We start from the raw sequence: 17,739 nt of genomic DNA on the forward strand, positions 1-17,739 counted from the left end.
TGAAAACAAAATTAACTTTAAATAGTATTTAATCCCTAGCACATTAACATTTCAACCAAATTTAAACATTTCATATAAAACTTTTCAAGTGGCTTTTTACATTTTACGTAGTTTTGCCATTTCAAAATGCGACAGACCGATATTTCCTTTAAGCGCATACAGCAACTCGCCATTCCTGCTATAATTTCCGGAATTGCAGAGCCTGTACTTTCAGCTACTGATGCGGCGGTGGTAGGAAATATAAAAGATTTTGGCATTGAATCGCTTGCTGCCGTAGGCATTGTAGGAACCTTTCTTTCATCGTTGATTTGGATCTTGGCACAAACACGAAGTGCCATTTCCGCAATTGTTTCCCAAAATTTAGGGGCGGGGAAACTGAAGAATCTGCAGAACTTTCCGGCACAGGCTATTTATTTCAATATTGGGCTGAGTATAATCGTTTTGTTCTCCACCTATTTTTTTGTTGAAGATATACTTAAAATCCTCAATGCAGAAGGGATGGTTTTAACTTTCAGTCTTGATTATTACAACATTCGCGTTTGGGGGTTTCCACTTACACTTTTCACTTTTGCTGTCTTTGGATTGTTTCGTGGGCTGCAAAATACCTTTTGGCCAATGGTAATAGCCACCATTGGCGCTACTTTAAATATAGGTCTGGATTTTGTCTTGGTCTATGGAATTGAAGGATATATTTTACCAATGGGAATAAAAGGCGCAGCTTGGGCGAGCCTTATTTCACAGGCAGTGATGGCCATAATAGCGCTGTTTTTTCTTCTAAAAAAAACCGAAGTTTCCCTAAGGCTCAAATTTCCGCTACATCCTGAAATAAAGCGCCTAGTAGCCATGAGCTTTAATCTGTTTCTGCGATCGGTAGCTTTAAACACGGCTTTAATTCTTGCAACCCGCGAAGCTGCTCATTTGGGAAAAGAATATATTGCCGCCCACACCATTGCTTTCAACATTTGGATTTTTACTGCTTTTTTTATTGACGGTTACGGCGCCGCTGGGAATATTCTGGGCGGAAAACTTTTGGGTGAACGCAATTATAGCTCGCTTTGGAAACTTACAAAAAAAGTAAATCTTTATAATTTGGGCGTTGCCGTTTCCCTTGTTTTGATTGGTCTGATTCTCTATGAACCCCTCGGTCTCCTTTTCAATAAAGATGAAAAGGTGCTTTCCATTTTTTACGGCATGTTTTTTATGGCGCTTCTTTGCTTGCCGTTTAATGCATTGGCATTTACGCTCGATGCTATATTCAAAGGCTTAGGAGAAATGCGCTATCTACGGAATGTGTTGTTGGGAGCCACTATTTTCGGCTTTATTCCCGTCCTTTATTTTTCAAAATATATGGATTGGGGGCTTATTGGCATTTGGACGGCGCTTATTGTTTGGGTGGCGTATCGGGCTGTCGCATTAATGATTAAATTCCGAAGAAAATACATTCCGCTAATCGGAAATTAAATATATTTACTCAATACTCAATACTCAATACTCAATACTCAATACTCAACTATGGATTGGTTAAAGTTTATAGGCGGCCCCGGCCTCTTTCTAATATTGGCGGTTTTAGTAATTGCGGTAGTTGCTTATCAAAAAATCAAGAAAAAGTAGCATATTTTACGTTAACGCGTTTTTAGCCAACCGGTAATACTCATACGTTCCGAAGCCTTTACTACTTTCACTTCGTGTTCCAAAACTTGGCTTTCAAAAATAACCACCCGACCCGGAAGTGGTAAAATATCCAGATCTTCTTTTTCGGTATAAATGGTAAGCTCACCGCCATTTTCGCGCAGCCAGTTATCTTCGTTTAAATAACAAACAATGGACAATTTTCGTCGATCATCGTTTTGAAAAGTGTCTAAATGCCGTTTATAAAATGTGCCGGTTGGATATACCGCGTAGTGAAATTCTTTTTGAAGAATTCCTAAAAAACAAGTCTTATTTAAGTAATTGACCAGATCATTTATTTTTTTGAAGAAAAGCAATTCAGCTTCATTTGCATTCTTTTCGTCCATCCAAAGAATAAAATCACCGCGAATGGCTTTGTCAATTTCTTCATTGGTACGGTTGCCGATGGCCGATTTTTTAAAACGGTCTGCTTCGTATTTTGCAAGCAGCGAATTGCGCAAAACCTCCACTTCTTCCGAAGAAAAAAAATCGTTTACAATGCTGTATTGCTGCTGAAGCAAGTCGTCAATAATAGTTTCAAACAGTGGGTTTTCAATAAATTCAAGCTGTTCAAAAAGTTCTTCGGTCATTCTGGATTTTTTAAAAAGTGGGCAAATATAGTGCAGAAATCGATTGGTTTTTTTCATTAGTTAAAAAGATAAGCTTCTTTAGGAAGAAACCACGTGTACTTTTACACAAAACCACGTGTGGTTTTAGAGAAAACAACGCCTGTTTTTTTCAAAAAGCCATATTTTAAAACGTGGGCGTATAAAATTGTATCTTTGTTGCCCAACTTTATACAATGGAGCAGATACGCATTACCAAGATTTTTTCTTTTGAAACCGGCCACGCACTCTACGGTTATGATGGCAAATGTAGAAATGTGCACGGCCACAGTTATAAGCTTTCCGTTACCGTAATAGGCAGCCCCATTGCCAACAACGACAACGTGAAATTTGGGATGGTAATCGATTTTGGCGACCTAAAAAAAATTGTAAAAGAAGAAATTGTGGATGTTTTTGACCACGCCACGGTTTTCAATAAAAACACGCCCCACGTAGAATTGGCAAAGGAACTGAGCGACCGCGGGCACAGTGTATTGCTTGTGGATTACCAGCCCACCAGCGAGATGATGGTGATTGATTTTTCTGAAAAAATAAAAAAACGTCTTCCTAAAAATATAATGCTTCACTCCTTACGGCTACAGGAAACTGATAGTAGCTATGCAGAGTGGTTTGCTGGAGATAATTAAACCGAAACAGTTTCCTATCTTTGAATATGCAAATCCCGCAAGGCAAAAAAATATACTTTTCCAGCGATAACCATCTTGGCGCGCCCACACAGGCCGAAAGTTTGCCGCGCGAAAAGATTTTTGTGAAATGGCTGGACAGCATTAAACACGATGCCGAAGTGATTTTTCTCCTCGGCGACCTTTTTGATTTTTGGTTTGAATACAGAACGGTGGTGCCGAAAGGCTTTGTACGCGTTTTGGGAAAATTGGCTGAACTTCGCGACAGCGGAATACAAATTCATTTTTTTGTAGGGAACCACGATTTGTGGATGCACGATTATTTTGAAAAGGAATTGAACATTCCAGTTTATCACGACCCAAAGGAATTTGTTTTTAACAACAAGCATTTCTTCATTGGCCACGGCGACGGTAAAGGTCCAGGCGACAAGGGTTACAAACGGATGAAAAAAGTTTTTATCAATCCGTTTTCAAAATGGCTTTTTCGGTGGTTACATCCGGATATTGGTGTGCGGGTGGCGCAGCATCTTTCAGTAAAGAATAAGTTGATTTCTGGCGATGAGGACAAAGAATTTTTGGGCGAGGAAAAGGAATGGCTTGCGCAATATTCAAAACGAAAACTGGAAAGCAAGCATTTTGATTACTTCGTTTTCGGGCACCGCCATTTGCCGATGGAAATTAAAGTTGGGGAAAATTCCACCTATTATAATCTTGGCGATTGGATTAACCATTATACCTACGGAGTTTTTGATGGGGAAACCTTTGAGATGAAAACATTTCAAACTTCTTAAGAGAGGTCTCGACTGCTCTTGACCTGTCATTTATTCCATAATATCTTTTAAGCGAAGCTGTAGACTTATATTTCCCTGCCATTCATTTTCATCAATGCAATAGGCTGCTTTAAAGGATTTTCCGCCGCAGGCTATATCCTGTTTGTTTGCCAAGCCAAACCCTATTCCTGTAAATTGATTTGAATTTCCTTGTTTTACTAATACTCGTAAATGTGTTTTGTCTTCCCCAACGCATTTTCCCCAACCCGTGTCCATTAGATTTTGGGTCATAAAAGTAGGCGTCATATTTCCTGGGCCAAAGGGTGCAAACTGTTTTAGAATTCTATAGAATTTTGGAGTGATATCTTCCAAGTTTATTTCGGCATCTATTTTTATTTCAGGCGTTAGTAGATGTGGATCGATGGTTTCGGAAACTACCCTTTCAAATTCATTTTTAAAGTTTTCGAAATCTTTTTCAAACAAGGTCAATCCCGCGGCATACATATGCCCGCCGAATTGCTCAATGTGTTCCGAACAACTTTCCAAGGCATTATAAACATCAAATCCGCTAACCGATCGGGCAGAGGCGGCAAGCTTTTCACCGCTTTTGGTAAACACCAAAGTGGGTCGATAGTACGTTTCCGTCAACCGGGAAGCTACTATCCCGATAACGCCCTTATGCCAATTTTCTTGATAGACAACCGTAGTTTTTCGTTCTTCTTCCTTATTTTGGATTATTTGCTGAAGGGCTTCCTCGGTAATTACTTTATCGGCGTCCCTTCGTTCGGTATTGAAGCTTTCAATTTCCGCAGCATAGGTTTCGGCTTTTTCAGCTTCTGTTTCGGTAAGTAAAGTTACTGCGTGGTTTCCGTGTTTCATCCGTCCGGCGGCGTTGATGCGTGGGGCGATAATGAAAACCACATCGGTAATTGTGAGCGTTTGTTTTTTTATTTGTTTCAGAATTGCCTGTATCCCCGTTCGCGGATTGCTGTTTATTACTTTAAGACCGTAATGGGCAAGAATCCTGTTTTCGCCCGTGATTGGGACAATATCTGCTGCAATTGCAGTTGCAACGAGATCTAAATACAGAAGCAAATCTTCAATCTGTAAACCCCTCTTTTCCGCTAAAGCTTGAATTAATTTGAAACCAACGCCGCAACCGCAGAGTTCTTTGTAAGGATATTCGCAATCTTCCCGTTTTGGGTCGAGCACCGCAACTGCTTTGGGTATTTCCTTCCCTGGGCGGTGGTGATCACAGATTATAAAATCGATATTCTTTTCGGAAGCATACGCAACTTTATCAATGGCTTTTATGCCGCAGTCCAAAGCGATAATCAGTGAAAAACCATTGTCTTCTGCATAATCAATTCCTTTGTATGAAACACCGTAACCTTCATCATAACGATCGGGAATGTAGGTTGAAATATTGGAATAATAACTTTTTAAATAGGAAGAAAGCAAGGCTACGCTTGTAGTTCCATCAACGTCATAATCGCCGTAGATTAAAATATTTTCTTCGTTTTCAATTGCTTTTTCAATTCGGGCAACGGCTTTGTCCATATCCTTCATCAAAAACGGGTCGTGCAGATTATCCAGACTTGGGCGAAAAAATCTTTCAGCTTCCTCAAAAGTTTCAACCCCACGTTGTACTAAAAGCGACGCAATTATAGGCTCGACATTCAAGGATTTTGAAAGTGAATGTACTTTTTCAGGATTGGGTTTAGGTTTTAGTGTCCAGCGCATATACTTCGTAAATTCCAAAGCTTAAAATTACAAATTCCAAAATTCGGTTTGGTTGTGATATTAAATAAAGGGGAGAGGTGTAAAATTACAAAATTAAGATAATTGTTTATGTGCTTTTTGTATTTGATAATTTATTATCTTGTGGAACATTCTCCCCGTTAACCTATAATTTTTAAAATTATGAAAGCACTTTTACTTTTTTTGGCGGGAATTTTATGTTTTGTTTCTTATGCACAGGATGGGAGTTTGGACATTTCGTTTGGGGATGGGGGAATTGTGGTGATGGATATAGAAAACAGTCATGATATGGGATGGTATCTAGCCCAACAAGCGGATGGTAAAATCATAGTTTCTGGAGCCACAAGTCCTGATACAAATAATTTTTATTCCATATTGGTAAGGTATTTACCTGATGGTACTTTGGATACTTCTTTTGGAACAAATGGGGTTGTTACTCAAGATTATGTGAGCTGGTATGGTGACCAAGGGTTTTTATCCATAGATAATACAGGAAACATTATAACAGCTGGTGTAGTATATCAAAATTCAAATACATATTTTATTATTGCAAGGTACTTGGAGAATGGTCAACTGGATTATAGTTTTGGCACTGATGGTATTGTTTCTTTTCAAGGGGTTTATAATATAATTCTTTTGTCAGATGGTTCTTTTCTTTTATTGCTCTTTACAGCTAGCGATGAAATATCTATTTCACATTACTTAAATGATGGTACATTGGATGTTTTATTTGGCACGAATGGTACCGCAGTCTCAACTTTTTCTGGTGAAAGCTTTAGAATTAGGGAAACAAAAGTGGATGGCCAAGAAAATATTTTTCTTTTAGGGACGCGTGATAATAATGCCAATTCGGATATTATTTTAATGAAATTTCAGCCAAGTGGTTATTTGGATAGTAACTTTGGGAATAATGGAGTGGTAACAAAAAATATTGATGCTCTTAATCCGATGAACTTTAGCAGTGCAAGTCTCGATTTTACCCCTGATGGTAAACCAGTGATTGCGGGAAGTTGCGGCGCCTGTGTTGATCTTTTTGAGCCCGTAATGCAGCCTTTTTTTATAAGATATTTAAACGATGGTTCGCCTGATTCAAGTTTTGGAAATAATGGAACAATTCTACTTCCTGTTTCTGGTTTCAGCATCTCCCAACTGTTTGTTCAAGAAAATCAGAGTATGATTGTCAGTGGAAGATTGTTAGATTGTTTTGAGGGAAGCATTTATGTGGTAAACAGATATTTTGAAGGAGGATTTATTGACAATTCATTTAATGGAGCATCACTGGAATTTGATTATTATCAAACTATTTTACAACAAGACGGAAAAATTTTAAGCGTCGGAAATACCTATTGGTATGATGGTCAGGAAGATATTGTTTTGCTTCGTCATAACAACAACCCTTTATCCGTTCCGGAATTTCAAAACCAAATAGCAACCATTTACCCAAACCCCTCAAATGGTATTTTTACTCTTAATTATGAATTGTTTTCTGAAAAAATACCTTATCAAATTTCCGATATTACTGGAAAAGTTATTGCCACAGGCGAATTAACAGAAAAGCAATCACAGCTAGACCTTTCTTCTGCACAAAATGGGGTTTATTTTCTAAAAACTAATAATAGGGTGTTTAAACTTCTGAAGGACTAATGCTTTTTTTGAATTTGGAGCTTATGATTTGGTATTTGCCCTCGGCAATTCCTATCTTCGGATAAAATAATATCTAAACATTACTGATGCCATTAGTCTCTCCCCTTTCTCCAGACCACGACGCTGAAACAAAACAGCTGGCTGAATTTTTCAACGAAACACTCGGGTTTTGTCCCAATAGCGTGCTCACCATGCAGCACCGTCCGGCAATCAGCAAAGCATTTATAAATCTCAACAAAGCCGTAATGGCCAATGAAGGGCGCGTTACTTCGGCTTTAAAAAGAATGATTGCTTGGGTGAGCAGCAACGCCACAGGTTGCCGCTATTGCCAAGCGCACGCCATTCGCGCTGCAGAACGTTACGGAGCGGAGCAGGAACAGCTTAACAACATTTGGGAATACAGAACCCATTCCGCTTTTTCGGAAGCGGAACGTGCGGCGCTCGACTTTTCTTTGGCTGCCAGCCAAGTGCCAAACGCGATAAATGATGAAATTAAAGAAAGACTCTACGCCTACTGGAACGAAGGCGAAATTGTGGAAATGCTTGGCGTTATTTCGCTTTTTGGCTATTTAAACCGCTGGAACGATTCCATGGGAACTACTATTGAAGAGGGCGCTGCAGAAAGTGGGGAGCAGTATCTTGGAAAGCATGGGTGGAATAAAGGGAAACATATTTAATAAAAAGCTAGCGATGGTAAAAAAACTACTCTTATTTGCTTCATTTTCAATACTTCTATTTTCCTGTAATAAAGTGATAGACGCTGTTGATGAGGTTCGGATGAATTCTAAACAGACAATAACTTACGATGATTTTGAGGTTGTTCGGAACGATTATGACATAAAACTTTATTATGACAATGATAAAGAATTGATGACCGGTCATTATGTGGTTGTTTATCAGGGAAAACCTTCAGAGGAATTTCAAACCAAGCGCGGATTTTTAAATGGTGTATATGCTTCCTACAATGCCGATGGACAACTTACAAAAGGGTACAACTATAAAGACGGCAAGCAGGAAGGGCTTCAAAGGGAATTTTATGGGTCTGGCGAATTACTTTCTGAAGCTAGTTTTAAAAAAGGAAAAATGGTTGGGGAGAAAGTGGTTTACGACCAACTGGGAGAAGTGAGGGCGAAACACAAAATAGAGAACGGAGTGGAATACAAACGCTATTTTAAAAATGGAAAGATGGCAATTGCCGAATTTAAAAGGAATTGGGAAGGAAAGGTCCTTGACATGATGGTTTATTATGATGCTTTTGAAAACATCCAGTTTGCCTTTGGAAAAAGCAGTGACCCGAATGAGAAAAATATATTTTATGTTTTTGACGCCAATATGCAACTTTCCGATACCGTTGATATAACGATAGATCCGCAAAAAGCATCTTATTATATGGGTTTAATTCAACGGACAGCCATGGCAGTCATGGAATAGATTTTATTTCTTCCCTGAAACAACAACAACAATTTCCCCTTTCGGCGGCTTATTTTCAAAATGTTTTAAAACCTCTTTGGAAGTGCCGCGAACGGTTTCTTCGTGAAGTTTTGTGAGTTCCCGTGAAACGGAAATTGGTCTATCTGCCCCAAAATATTCTATAAACTGAGCGAGGGTTTTCAGTAGCTTGTGTGGTGATTCATAAAAAATAATGGTTCTGGTTTCTTCGGCTAAAAGTTCGAGTCGGGTTTGTCTGCCTTTTTTCACAGGAAGAAAGCCTTCAAATACAAATTTATCGTTTGGAAAACCACTGTTCACTAGTGCCGGTACAAAAGCTGTAGGGCCGGGTAAACAATCTACTTCTATGCCTGCTTCCACGCAGGCACGGGTCAATAAAAATCCGGGATCGCTAATGGCGGGGGTCCCCGCATCACTAATTAGCGCGATGTTTTCACCATTTTGAATTCGCTTTACAATACCTTCCACAGTTTTGTGTTCGTTGTGCATGTGGTGGGAATGCATTTGGGTGCCAATTTCAAAATGTTTTAAAAGCTTTCCGCTGTTGCGGGTGTCTTCGGCCAGAATTAAATCTACTTCTTTCAGCACTTCAACAGCGCGAAAGGTCATATCTTTTAAATTGCCGATAGGCGTGGGCACCAAATAGAGTTTTCCCGTCATAATTTATGGACGTACCGTTTTTCCGAAGAAATATGAAACCAACAAAAATAAAATTCCCAATAAGGTAAGTGTAAAGCTTGAATCGCCCAAACGGTAATGCGCAAATGAGGCTAATACGAGGTCAAAGAACAAGCCGGCATAGGCCCATTCCATAACCCATTTTGGTTTTCGAAGCAATATAACTGCTATTGCAAAGATTTTCGCAATGGCCATGGGCACGACCAAATAGGAAGGATATTGATAGTCTTGATAATGGCCTTGAATAACGAGCGTGTCTGTTAAAAACAGGAATGCGGAATAGAGAAAGAGCGCGCTTAGCAGCCCTGTGGCTATCCAGTAGATTGTTTTTTGGGCTGTCATAAAAGCAAAGTTTAGTTGAAACGTTTTTCAATAATATTCATAAACCGCTCGGAATATTCTTCTTTATTGAGCCAGTGGTTATAGTCAGGTTTCACTTTAGTTTTTATGAAATTTTGTGCTTCTTCAAAATTTTCCATCGTGTTTATCTGCGAAAGTACACGGGTGTAATCTTCGGTTTGCCCTTCAAAAAGGTGTTTTATAAATGCCAAACGATCGTTCAACCCAATGTTAAGGCCTTTGTTTAACGTGTCGTTGATTGATCGTGCCCGCGATTCGGTCATGGTTTTGCTTGCTTCTTTTCCTTCGATGGACTTGGGGAAAAGTGTTGCGGTTTTTCTTTCAAACTCGGGCATTTGCTGATATGCCGAAGCGAATTCTTCCAAATCGTTGTTAGTGTATTTCTGTGGGTGTTCTTTTGGTGCTTTTTGGGATTCTGTTTCGGTGTTTTTTGGGAGCATTTCATCCAAAAGCTCGTCTATGCGTTCGCTTTCTTCCGGCATTTGGGCGACAATATCTTTTATTTTTTCCATCAGAGGTTCAATAAGATCTTCTTTGTGTTCGGGTTGCGGTACGGGCTCGGGCTCGGTAAACCAATTTTCTTCACGGAAGCTTTTCGAATCCAAGGAAGCCGCAATGGACTTTCCAGCAGGGTCTTCAATTTGATTTTCAAGATATTCAAGAACAGTAAGCTTTTCATAGAGCTTGCTCACCAAACCCTTTACGGAAGCGGCTTTAAACGTTTTTTCTTCTTCAATTAATTGCTGTGCTAGCGCTGTTACCTGCTCACGGATTTTCTTCTTCATATCTTTTTAAATTAACCTGAATTTCTATTTTGTTTTTATAAATTTACGCATCCTTTATGTAAACGTCAACTATTTTTGTTTTCATGTTCAAAACCGCAAACAATCCTCAAGTTGAATACACTTTGTGGATAGCATTATTACTAAATGTCTCGCGTAAAATTAAACTATGTTTCTTGAAAATACCGTAAATCAGAAAGAACAATTTGGCTGGATTGAGGTAATCTGTGGTTCTATGTTTTCAGGAAAGACCGAAGAACTTATCAGAAGGTTGAAACGTGCCCAATTTGCCCGTCAAAAGGTTGAGATTTTTACCCCTTCCTTAGACACAAGATATGCTGAAGATGCAGTAACCAGCCATGACAGTAACCAAATTCGTTCCACCCCCGTGCCAGCTGCGGCAAACATCCCAATTTTGGCTGATAACTGTGATGTGGTGGGCATAGACGAAGCCCAATTTTTTGATGATGAAATAGTAAAAGTTTGCAACGACCTTGCCAATCGTGGCGTTCGTGTTATTGTTGCTGGTTTGGATATGGATTACAAAGGCAACCCATTTGGTCCCATGCCCGCTTTAATGGCTACTGCCGAATACGTTACCAAAGTACACGCCATTTGCACCCGTACTGGGAATCTTGCCAATTACAGCTACCGAAAAGCGAAAAGTGAAGCCCTCGTTTTACTCGGTGAAACAGAAGAATATGAGCCGTTAAGCCGCGCTGCATTTTTTAAGGCACAGTTACGGGACAAAGTAGTGAAACTGGAAGTGAAAGATGCCGAAGAAATAAGAGAAGACAAATCTTCTGAAAAAACCGGAAAACAAGCCTAGCATGCCCAAAGCCACCGAAACTCTATTGGAGATAGACCTCAACGCGCTCGACAATAATTACAAATATCTTACCTCAAAATTAAAGCCCGACACTAAAGTTTTGGCAGTTGTGAAAGCCTTTGCCTACGGAAGCGATTCGGTGGTTATTGCAAAGGAATTAGTTGATTTGGGCGTGGATTATTTCGCAGTTGCGTATGCCAATGAGGGCGAAACGCTAAGAAATGCACATATTGAAACGCCAATCTTAGTGCTCCATCCGTTACCCGTTAATTTTGAGCAGATTGTAAACCGATGTTTAGAGCCCAGCATCTACTCTCGCAAAACTCTTGAAGAATTTATCACGTTCGCGGAAGAAAAAAAACAAAAAAATTATCCAATCCATTTAAAATTCAACACCGGCTTGAACCGTTTGGGTTTCGTTGAAAGTGATCTAGCTTTTATTGCAAAAGCCCTTTCAAAAACCGAAAGCGTAAGGGTGAAATCAGCTTTTTCGCACCTTGCCGCGAGCGAGGATTTAAAGTTGAAAGATTTCACTGCCGGGCAGATTGAAGCATTTCGAAAAATTTCAGAAGAATTAATTTCCAAAATCGGTTATAAACCATTGCTTCACTGTGCAAATACTTCAGGAATCATAAATTATCCCGAAGCACATTTTGATATGGTGCGAACGGGAATAGGTCTTTACGGTTTTGGAAATGATAAAGAGGAGAACAAACATTTAAAGCCTGTTGGCACTTTAAAAACGGTCATTTCACAAATTCATACGGTACAAAAAAATGAAAGCGTGGGCTACAACCGAGGTTTTATTGCCAAAAAAACTACAATGTCGGCAACACTTCCCATTGGGCACGCAGACGGAATTCCACGTTCCTATGGGAAAGGCAAAGGCTGGGTGACCATAAATGGAAAAAAAGCGCCCATTCTTGGTAATGTGTGTATGGATATGATTATGGTAGATGTGACCGATATTGATTGCGAAGAAGGGGACGAGGTAATTGTTTTTGGGCCTACGGCAACAGCTGATGAATTATCGGCTGCGATAAACTCTATTTCTTATGAATTGATAACCGCTGTTTCACAAAGGGTAAAACGGGTTGTTTGTAGGAATTAATCCCTTTTGGGAAATTATTTGAGAAAATGAATTCTTTTTGAGTAAATTAGTGGCTATTAACTTCTAAAACCAATCAACATGTTAAAAGAATTTAGGGATTTTATTATGACCGGCAATGTGGTAGACCTTGCCGTAGCTGTTCTACTTGCCGCTGCAGTAGGCACTGTTGTTTCAAGTTTCACCAATGATGTGATGATGCCCATAGTAGGTAATTTTACCGGAGGTGTTGACTTCGCCGATTTAAAAGTAGTGCTTTCAGAAGCTGTGGTTGCTCCAGACGGAGAGATTACCAAGCCGGAGAATGCCATTATGTACGGAAAATGGATAAACTCTATCATCAATTTAATTATTGTTGGTTTTGTATTGTTCTTGATAGTGAAGGCATACGGAAAAGTGCGCAAGAAAAAAGAAGAAGCCCCTGCGCCAGATCCGGGACCATCAGAAAAGGATTTACTGATGCAGATTCGCGACGAACTCAGAAAAAAATAATTTACAGCCACCGCTGCATTACATATTCTAACCTTAAACCCTCTTCAAAATGGAGAGGGTTCTTTTTTGCTTTTTATTCTGAAAAAATAAATTGGTATAAACTACTTTTGCCTAAAATTTTAGAACTATGAAATTAGCTTTGGTAGGTGCAACCGGAATGGTTGGCGAAGTAATGTTGAAAGTTTTACAGGAACGAAATTTCCCAATAGACGAACTGCTTTTGGTGGCTTCTGAAAAATCTGTTGGAAAGGAAATTTCCTTTAAGGGAAAAAACCATAAAGTAATTGGGTTAGAAGAAGCCGTTGCCGCAAAACCGAACATTGCCATTTTTTCCGCTGGTGGAAGCACTTCACTGGGATGGGCACCAAAATTCGCGGAAGTTGGTACTACAGTAATCGATAATTCTTCAGCATGGAGAATGGAAGCCGATAAGAAACTAATCGTTCCCGAAATTAATGCACATTTGTTGACCAAAGACGATAAAATAATAGCAAACCCCAATTGCTCGACCATACAATTGGTAATGGCTTTGGCACCACTTCACAAGAAATATAGAATGAAGAGGGTTGTGGTTTCCACATACCAATCCGTTTCGGGAACTGGCCTTAAAGCCGTTCAACAAATGGAGAATGAAATGGCTGGAGTGAAAGGTGAAATGGCATATCCGTACCCAATCCACAAAAACGCATTGCCGCATTGTGATGTTTTTGAGGCAAATGGTTATACAAAGGAAGAGATGAAGCTGGCCCGCGAACCCCAAAAAATATTGGATGACCGTACCTTTTCAGTAACCGCAACAGCTGTTCGTATTCCCACTGCAGGAGGCCATAGTGAAGCTGTAAATGTCCAATTTGAAAATGATTTTGAATTAGGCGATATCCGTAGAATTCTGCACGAAACTCCGGGCATAATCGTTCAAGACAACCCAGATACAAACACCTACCCAATGCCAATGTATGCACACGATAAGGATGATGTTTTTGTGGGAAGGATTCGTCGTGATGAAACCCAGCCCAATACATTGAATATGTGGATAGTGAGCGATAATCTTCGTAAAGGCGCCGCTACCAATGCTGTTCAAATAGCGGAATACTTAATTAATAACCAACTGCTTTAGATTTTTAAGAAGAAAGGATAAAATATATTTAAAATTTTGTTAAAAAAATGCACTTTTAATAAAGGTGCATTTTTTATTTTTCAGTATCTTTAATGAGTTAATCTTAAAATTAAAGCTTATGAATTCAACATTTACTAAAATCTTAAGAATTATTTTAGGCTTGGGATTACTTTTTTTTGGAATGAGCAAATTGATAAATTTTAGTATTATGCCCACCCATATCTATACTGGCGATGCAGCTATCTTTATCGACTCCCTTAGCAGTACGGGCTATATTCTAAAAGTTATTGGAATTTTTGAAATCTTCATAGGCGTGCTTTTGCTTATAAATAAGTGGGTTTCCTTTGCGTTGCTGTTATTGGCGCCTATAACGGTAAATATTTTACTGTTCCATTTGTTTTTGGACACTCCGGGCCTCATTGTGGCTTTGATAATAACCATTCTGAACGTTATATTAATCTATAAACATTGGAAGGTGTATAAACCCTTGTTTCATTGAAATAAATTGCTGACCCACACATTAAAGGCTTCCTCACAGAAGCCTTATTATTTTTTATAAAGTTCTCTTTTTTTGCTAAAAACAGTACATTTACACTTCCAAAAAATCAATACTATGAAATTTACAATTGTTCCAGCAATCCTTATACTCGCTTTTGTAGGCTGTAAGGAAGGACCAAAAAAAGAAGTTATTTCCGTGACCTATCCGCAAACAAAAAAAGTTGACACCGTTGACACCTACTTCGGTGTTGAGGTAAATGATCCATACCGATGGTTGGAAGATGACCGCAGTGAAGAAACCGCCGCCTGGGTTAAGGCTGAAAACGAAGTAACCTACGGATATTTAGAAAAAATACCTTTCCGGGAAGAATTGAAACAACGTCTTTCAGATCTTTGGAATTACGAAAAAGTGGGCCCTCCATTTAAGGAAGGCGATTATACCTATTTCTACAAAAACGATGGTTTACAAAACCAATATGTTTTATATCGCTATAAAACAGGGGAAGACCCAAGTTCTGCCGAGGTATTTTTGGACCCCAATACTTTTAAGGAAGACGGGACCATTTCTTTGGGTGAAACAAGTTTTAGTAAAGACGGAAGTAAGTTGGCCTACAGTATTTCTGAAGGCGGAAGCGATTGGAGAAAAGTTCTTGTAATGAACACCGAAACCAAGGAATTGGTTGGGGATACCTTAAAAGATATCAAGTTTAGCGGTCTTTCATGGAAGGGTGAGGATGGTTTTTACTATTCCAGTTACGATAAGCCTAAAGGCAGCGAGCTTTCGGCAAAAACCGATCAGCACAAAGTGTATTACCATAAAATGGGGAGCCCCCAAAGTGAAGATAAGGTAATTTTTGGCGCTACCCCAGAGGAAAAGCATCGTTATATAAATGCAAGTGTTACAGAAGACAATAATTATTTGGTGGTAAGAGCAAGTACCTCAACTTCTGGTAATAAACTTTTTATAAAGGACTTGACAAAACCTGGAGCACCCTTTGTAACTATTTTGGGCGATACGGATTCTGATACATCTATTTTAGAAAATGTAGGTTCAAAACTATATATTGTTACAAACAGAAATGCACCAAACAAAAAAGTTGTTACTGTTAATGCAAATAGCCCAACTCCTGATAATTGGGTAGACTTTATCCCAGAAACTGAAAACGTACTTTCGCCCAGTACAGGTGGTGGTTCTATTTTTGCCAATTATATGGTTGATGCAGTTTCCAAGGTATTGCAGTATGATTATGATGGAAAATTGATTCGTGAAGTAAAACTTCCGGGCGTTGGTTCGGCAGGTGGTTTTGGAACCAAAAAAGAGGAGAAGGAACTGTACTATTCTTTCACGAATTATGTTACGCCAGGTAGTATCTATAAATACGACATTGCAAGTGGTGATTCTGAATTATTTATAAAACCCGAAATAGATTTCAATCCAGAAAATTTTGAAAGCCACCAAGTTTTTTACACCTCAAAGGATGGTACCAAAATACCAATGATAATCACCCATAAAAAAGGGTTGAAAATGGACGGAAAAAATCCAACAATTCTTTATGGTTATGGAGGGTTTAATATCAGCTTAACACCAGGTTTTAGTATTGCCAATGCTGTATGGATGGAGCAAGGAGGAGTTTATGCAGTACCCAATCTTCGCGGGGGTGGCGAATATGGTAAAAAATGGCACGACGCGGGTACACAGATGAAAAAACAAAATGTATTTGATGATTTTATAGCAGCTGCTGAATACTTAATTAAAAACAACTACACTTCCAGCGACTATCTCGCGGTTCGTGGAGGTTCAAACGGTGGATTACTCGTGGGAGCAACCATGACCCAAAGACCAGACTTGATGAAAGTGGCCCTTCCTGCTGTAGGCGTTTTAGATATGCTGCGCTACCATACATTCACTGCAGGAGCAGGTTGGGCTTATGACTACGGTACGGCCGAAGACAGTAAGGAAATGTTTGAATATTTAAAAGGCTATTCGCCATTGCACAATGTAAAGGAAGGCGTGGAATATCCAGCAACTTTAATCACTACCGGGGATCATGATGACAGGGTTGTACCAGCGCATAGTTTTAAATTTGCTGCAGAGCTCCAGTCTAAACAAACAGGAAACAATCCTGTTTTAATTAGAATTGAAACCGATGCCGGTCATGGAGCGGGAACGCCAGTGAGCAAAACCATTGAGCAATATGCAGATATTTTTGGATTTACTCTTTTCAATATGGGTTATAAAGAATTGCCAGAAAATATCAATAAAGAAATAAAACAATAATTGAAAAAGCCCCTCAAATTTGAGGGGCTTTTTTTTAATCCAACTTTTCAGTTAACTTTTTAAATGTTTTCTTGGGGTCTTTATTTTCATAGAGCACTTCATACACTGCATTTATTATTGGCGTCTTGGCTTTTTTCTTTCCTTTTTGTTGGTTCAGTTTGTAGGCGCTCTTAGTTGCATAATACCCTTCCGCAATCATACTCATTTCAAGCTGGGCACTTTTTACTGTGTATCCTTTACCGATCATTGTTCCAAAAAGTCTATTTCGGCTAAATACGGAATAACCCGTTACCAATAAATCTCCCAAATAAGCTGAATCGTTAATGTCACGCTTCATTTTGTGAACCTTCTTTACATACTTCTTCATCTCACGAATGGCGTTGCTCATCAGAACACTTTGAAAGTTGTCTCCATAGCCTAATCCATGCGCAATTCCAGCGGCCACAGCATATATATTTTTGAGCATTGCGGCGTATTCTATCCCCAAAACATCGTCGCTGGTAGTGCAAGTAATATAGTCGCTACTTAAAACATTTGCTATAAGCTTCGCCTTTTCATCATCAGCACTTGCTATAGTGAGGTATGACAACCTTTCCAACGCAACTTCTTCCGCATGGCATGGACCCGAAATGACTCCAATATTGTTGAAAGGAACTTTATAATGCGTATTAAAATGGTCGCCCACTATAAGACTGGTTTCGGGAACAATTCCCTTAATGGCGGAAAAAACTATTTTGTCTTCCAAAGAAACTGTCAGTTTTTCAAGTTCCTTTTGAAGAAAAGCGGAAGGTATTACAAATATGAGGCAGTCTGCACAGCTTATCGTTTCATTAATATCATTGCTTAATTTAAGCTGTTTTAAATTGAATTCTACAGAACTTAAATAATTAGGGTTGTGGCCGTGCTTTTTAATGTGCTCAAGTGCGTAATTGCTGCGCATATACCAACATACTTCATCTAAGTTTTCGCAGAGCATTTTAACAATGGCCGTCGCCCAGCTTCCACCACCAAAGACCGCAAATTTTGGTTTTTCTTGCATTTATTAAAATTATGGAT

18 protein-coding genes are annotated in these 17,739 nt (G+C 39.2%); 12 read left to right on the plus strand and 6 right to left on the minus strand.

All coding sequences use genetic code 11. From position 1 onward, the window contains the following. Positions 1–126: 126 nt before the first annotated feature. The gene (locus JK629_RS05500; RefSeq protein ID WP_202337609.1) at positions 127–1,461 is read left to right on the plus strand and encodes an MATE family efflux transporter; all 1,335 of its coding nucleotides are present in this window, start codon (positions 127–129) and stop codon (positions 1,459–1,461) included. 161 nt (positions 1,462–1,622) lie between these two features. Here the strand turns inward: JK629_RS05500 and JK629_RS05505 are convergent, their stop codons facing one another. Further along, positions 1,623–2,258 carry a 2OG-Fe(II) oxygenase gene (locus JK629_RS05505; protein WP_202337610.1) on the minus strand — a complete coding sequence of 212 codons (636 nt, stop codon included), beginning with the start codon at positions 2,256–2,258 and terminating at the stop codon, positions 1,623–1,625. 212 nt (positions 2,259–2,470) lie between these two features. Here JK629_RS05505 and JK629_RS05510 point away from each other — a divergent pair, with 212 nt between their 5' ends. Then, a complete protein-coding gene (locus tag JK629_RS05510; protein ID WP_202337611.1) occupies positions 2,471–2,920 on the plus strand; it encodes a 6-pyruvoyl trahydropterin synthase family protein in 450 nt (149 codons plus the stop codon). Between the two features lie 26 nt (positions 2,921–2,946). Next, the gene (locus JK629_RS05515) at positions 2,947–3,708 is read left to right on the plus strand and encodes a UDP-2,3-diacylglucosamine diphosphatase (protein ID WP_202337612.1); all 762 of its coding nucleotides are present in this window, start codon (positions 2,947–2,949) and stop codon (positions 3,706–3,708) included. Positions 3,709–3,738: 30 nt separating this feature from the next. Here JK629_RS05515 and recJ read toward each other — a convergent pair whose 3' ends face one another. Then, positions 3,739–5,430, minus strand: coding sequence for a single-stranded-DNA-specific exonuclease RecJ (recJ, locus tag JK629_RS05520; protein ID WP_202337613.1), 1,692 nt, complete (start codon positions 5,428–5,430; stop codon positions 3,739–3,741). A gap of 180 nt (positions 5,431–5,610) precedes the next feature. Here recJ and JK629_RS05525 point away from each other — a divergent pair, with 180 nt between their 5' ends. The 3 genes from JK629_RS05525 (at position 5,611) to JK629_RS05535 (ending at position 8,523) form a co-directional block, all read left to right on the plus strand. Continuing rightward, on the plus strand, positions 5,611–7,092 hold the full coding sequence (locus tag JK629_RS05525) for a T9SS type A sorting domain-containing protein (protein ID WP_202337614.1): 1,482 nt from the start codon (positions 5,611–5,613) through the stop codon (positions 7,090–7,092). 86 nt (positions 7,093–7,178) lie between these two features. Further along, positions 7,179–7,769 carry a carboxymuconolactone decarboxylase family protein gene (locus tag JK629_RS05530; RefSeq protein ID WP_202337615.1) on the plus strand — a complete coding sequence of 197 codons (591 nt, stop codon included), beginning with the start codon at positions 7,179–7,181 and terminating at the stop codon, positions 7,767–7,769. Between the two features lie 13 nt (positions 7,770–7,782). Beyond that, positions 7,783–8,523, plus strand: coding sequence for a toxin-antitoxin system YwqK family antitoxin (locus tag JK629_RS05535; RefSeq protein WP_202337616.1), 741 nt, complete (start codon positions 7,783–7,785; stop codon positions 8,521–8,523). 3 nt (positions 8,524–8,526) lie between these two features. Here the strand turns inward: JK629_RS05535 and rsmI are convergent, their stop codons facing one another. The 3 genes from rsmI to JK629_RS05550 are packed head-to-tail and all read right to left on the minus strand — an operon-like array spanning position 8,527 to position 10,364. Continuing rightward, positions 8,527–9,201 (minus strand): 16S rRNA (cytidine(1402)-2'-O)-methyltransferase, encoded by a 675-nt coding sequence (rsmI, locus tag JK629_RS05540; protein ID WP_202337617.1) that lies wholly within the window; start codon positions 9,199–9,201, stop codon positions 8,527–8,529. A 3-nt stretch (positions 9,202–9,204) separates the two neighbouring features. Then, positions 9,205–9,561 (minus strand): DoxX family protein, encoded by a 357-nt coding sequence (locus JK629_RS05545; RefSeq protein WP_202337618.1) that lies wholly within the window; start codon positions 9,559–9,561, stop codon positions 9,205–9,207. A gap of 11 nt (positions 9,562–9,572) precedes the next feature. After that, entirely contained in the window at positions 9,573–10,364 is a 792-nt protein-coding gene (locus JK629_RS05550; protein WP_202337619.1) for a hypothetical protein, read from the minus strand. A gap of 166 nt (positions 10,365–10,530) precedes the next feature. On the opposite strand from JK629_RS05550, the gene JK629_RS05555 reads away from it, so the two are divergent. The 6 genes from JK629_RS05555 (at position 10,531) to JK629_RS05580 (ending at position 16,683) form a co-directional block, all read left to right on the plus strand. Then, a complete protein-coding gene (locus JK629_RS05555; RefSeq protein WP_202337620.1) occupies positions 10,531–11,190 on the plus strand; it encodes a thymidine kinase in 660 nt (219 codons plus the stop codon). A 1-nt stretch (position 11,191) separates the two neighbouring features. Next, complete coding sequence (gene alr, locus JK629_RS05560) at positions 11,192–12,301, plus strand: alanine racemase (RefSeq protein WP_202337621.1); 1,110 nt, start codon at positions 11,192–11,194, stop codon at positions 12,299–12,301. Between the two features lie 78 nt (positions 12,302–12,379). Continuing rightward, a complete protein-coding gene (gene mscL / locus JK629_RS05565; protein WP_045080276.1) occupies positions 12,380–12,790 on the plus strand; it encodes a large conductance mechanosensitive channel protein MscL in 411 nt (136 codons plus the stop codon). Positions 12,791–12,917: 127 nt separating this feature from the next. Further along, on the plus strand, positions 12,918–13,907 hold the full coding sequence (locus JK629_RS05570; RefSeq protein ID WP_202337622.1) for an aspartate-semialdehyde dehydrogenase: 990 nt from the start codon (positions 12,918–12,920) through the stop codon (positions 13,905–13,907). A gap of 118 nt (positions 13,908–14,025) precedes the next feature. Beyond that, positions 14,026–14,406: a DoxX protein gene (locus JK629_RS05575; protein WP_202337623.1), complete on the plus strand. Its 381-nt coding sequence runs from the start codon at positions 14,026–14,028 to the stop codon at positions 14,404–14,406. Positions 14,407–14,520: 114 nt separating this feature from the next. Then, positions 14,521–16,683, plus strand: coding sequence for a prolyl oligopeptidase family serine peptidase (locus JK629_RS05580; RefSeq protein WP_202337624.1), 2,163 nt, complete (start codon positions 14,521–14,523; stop codon positions 16,681–16,683). A 34-nt stretch (positions 16,684–16,717) separates the two neighbouring features. On the opposite strand, the gene JK629_RS05585 is transcribed toward JK629_RS05580, so the two are convergent. Continuing rightward, on the minus strand, positions 16,718–17,722 hold the full coding sequence (locus JK629_RS05585) for an NAD(P)H-dependent glycerol-3-phosphate dehydrogenase (protein WP_202337625.1): 1,005 nt from the start codon (positions 17,720–17,722) through the stop codon (positions 16,718–16,720). Positions 17,723–17,739: the final 17 nt, after the last annotated feature.

The sequence above is a fragment of the Aequorivita iocasae genome (genome assembly GCF_016757735.1).
Taxonomy (GTDB): Bacteria; Bacteroidota; Bacteroidia; order Flavobacteriales; family Flavobacteriaceae; genus Aequorivita; species Aequorivita iocasae.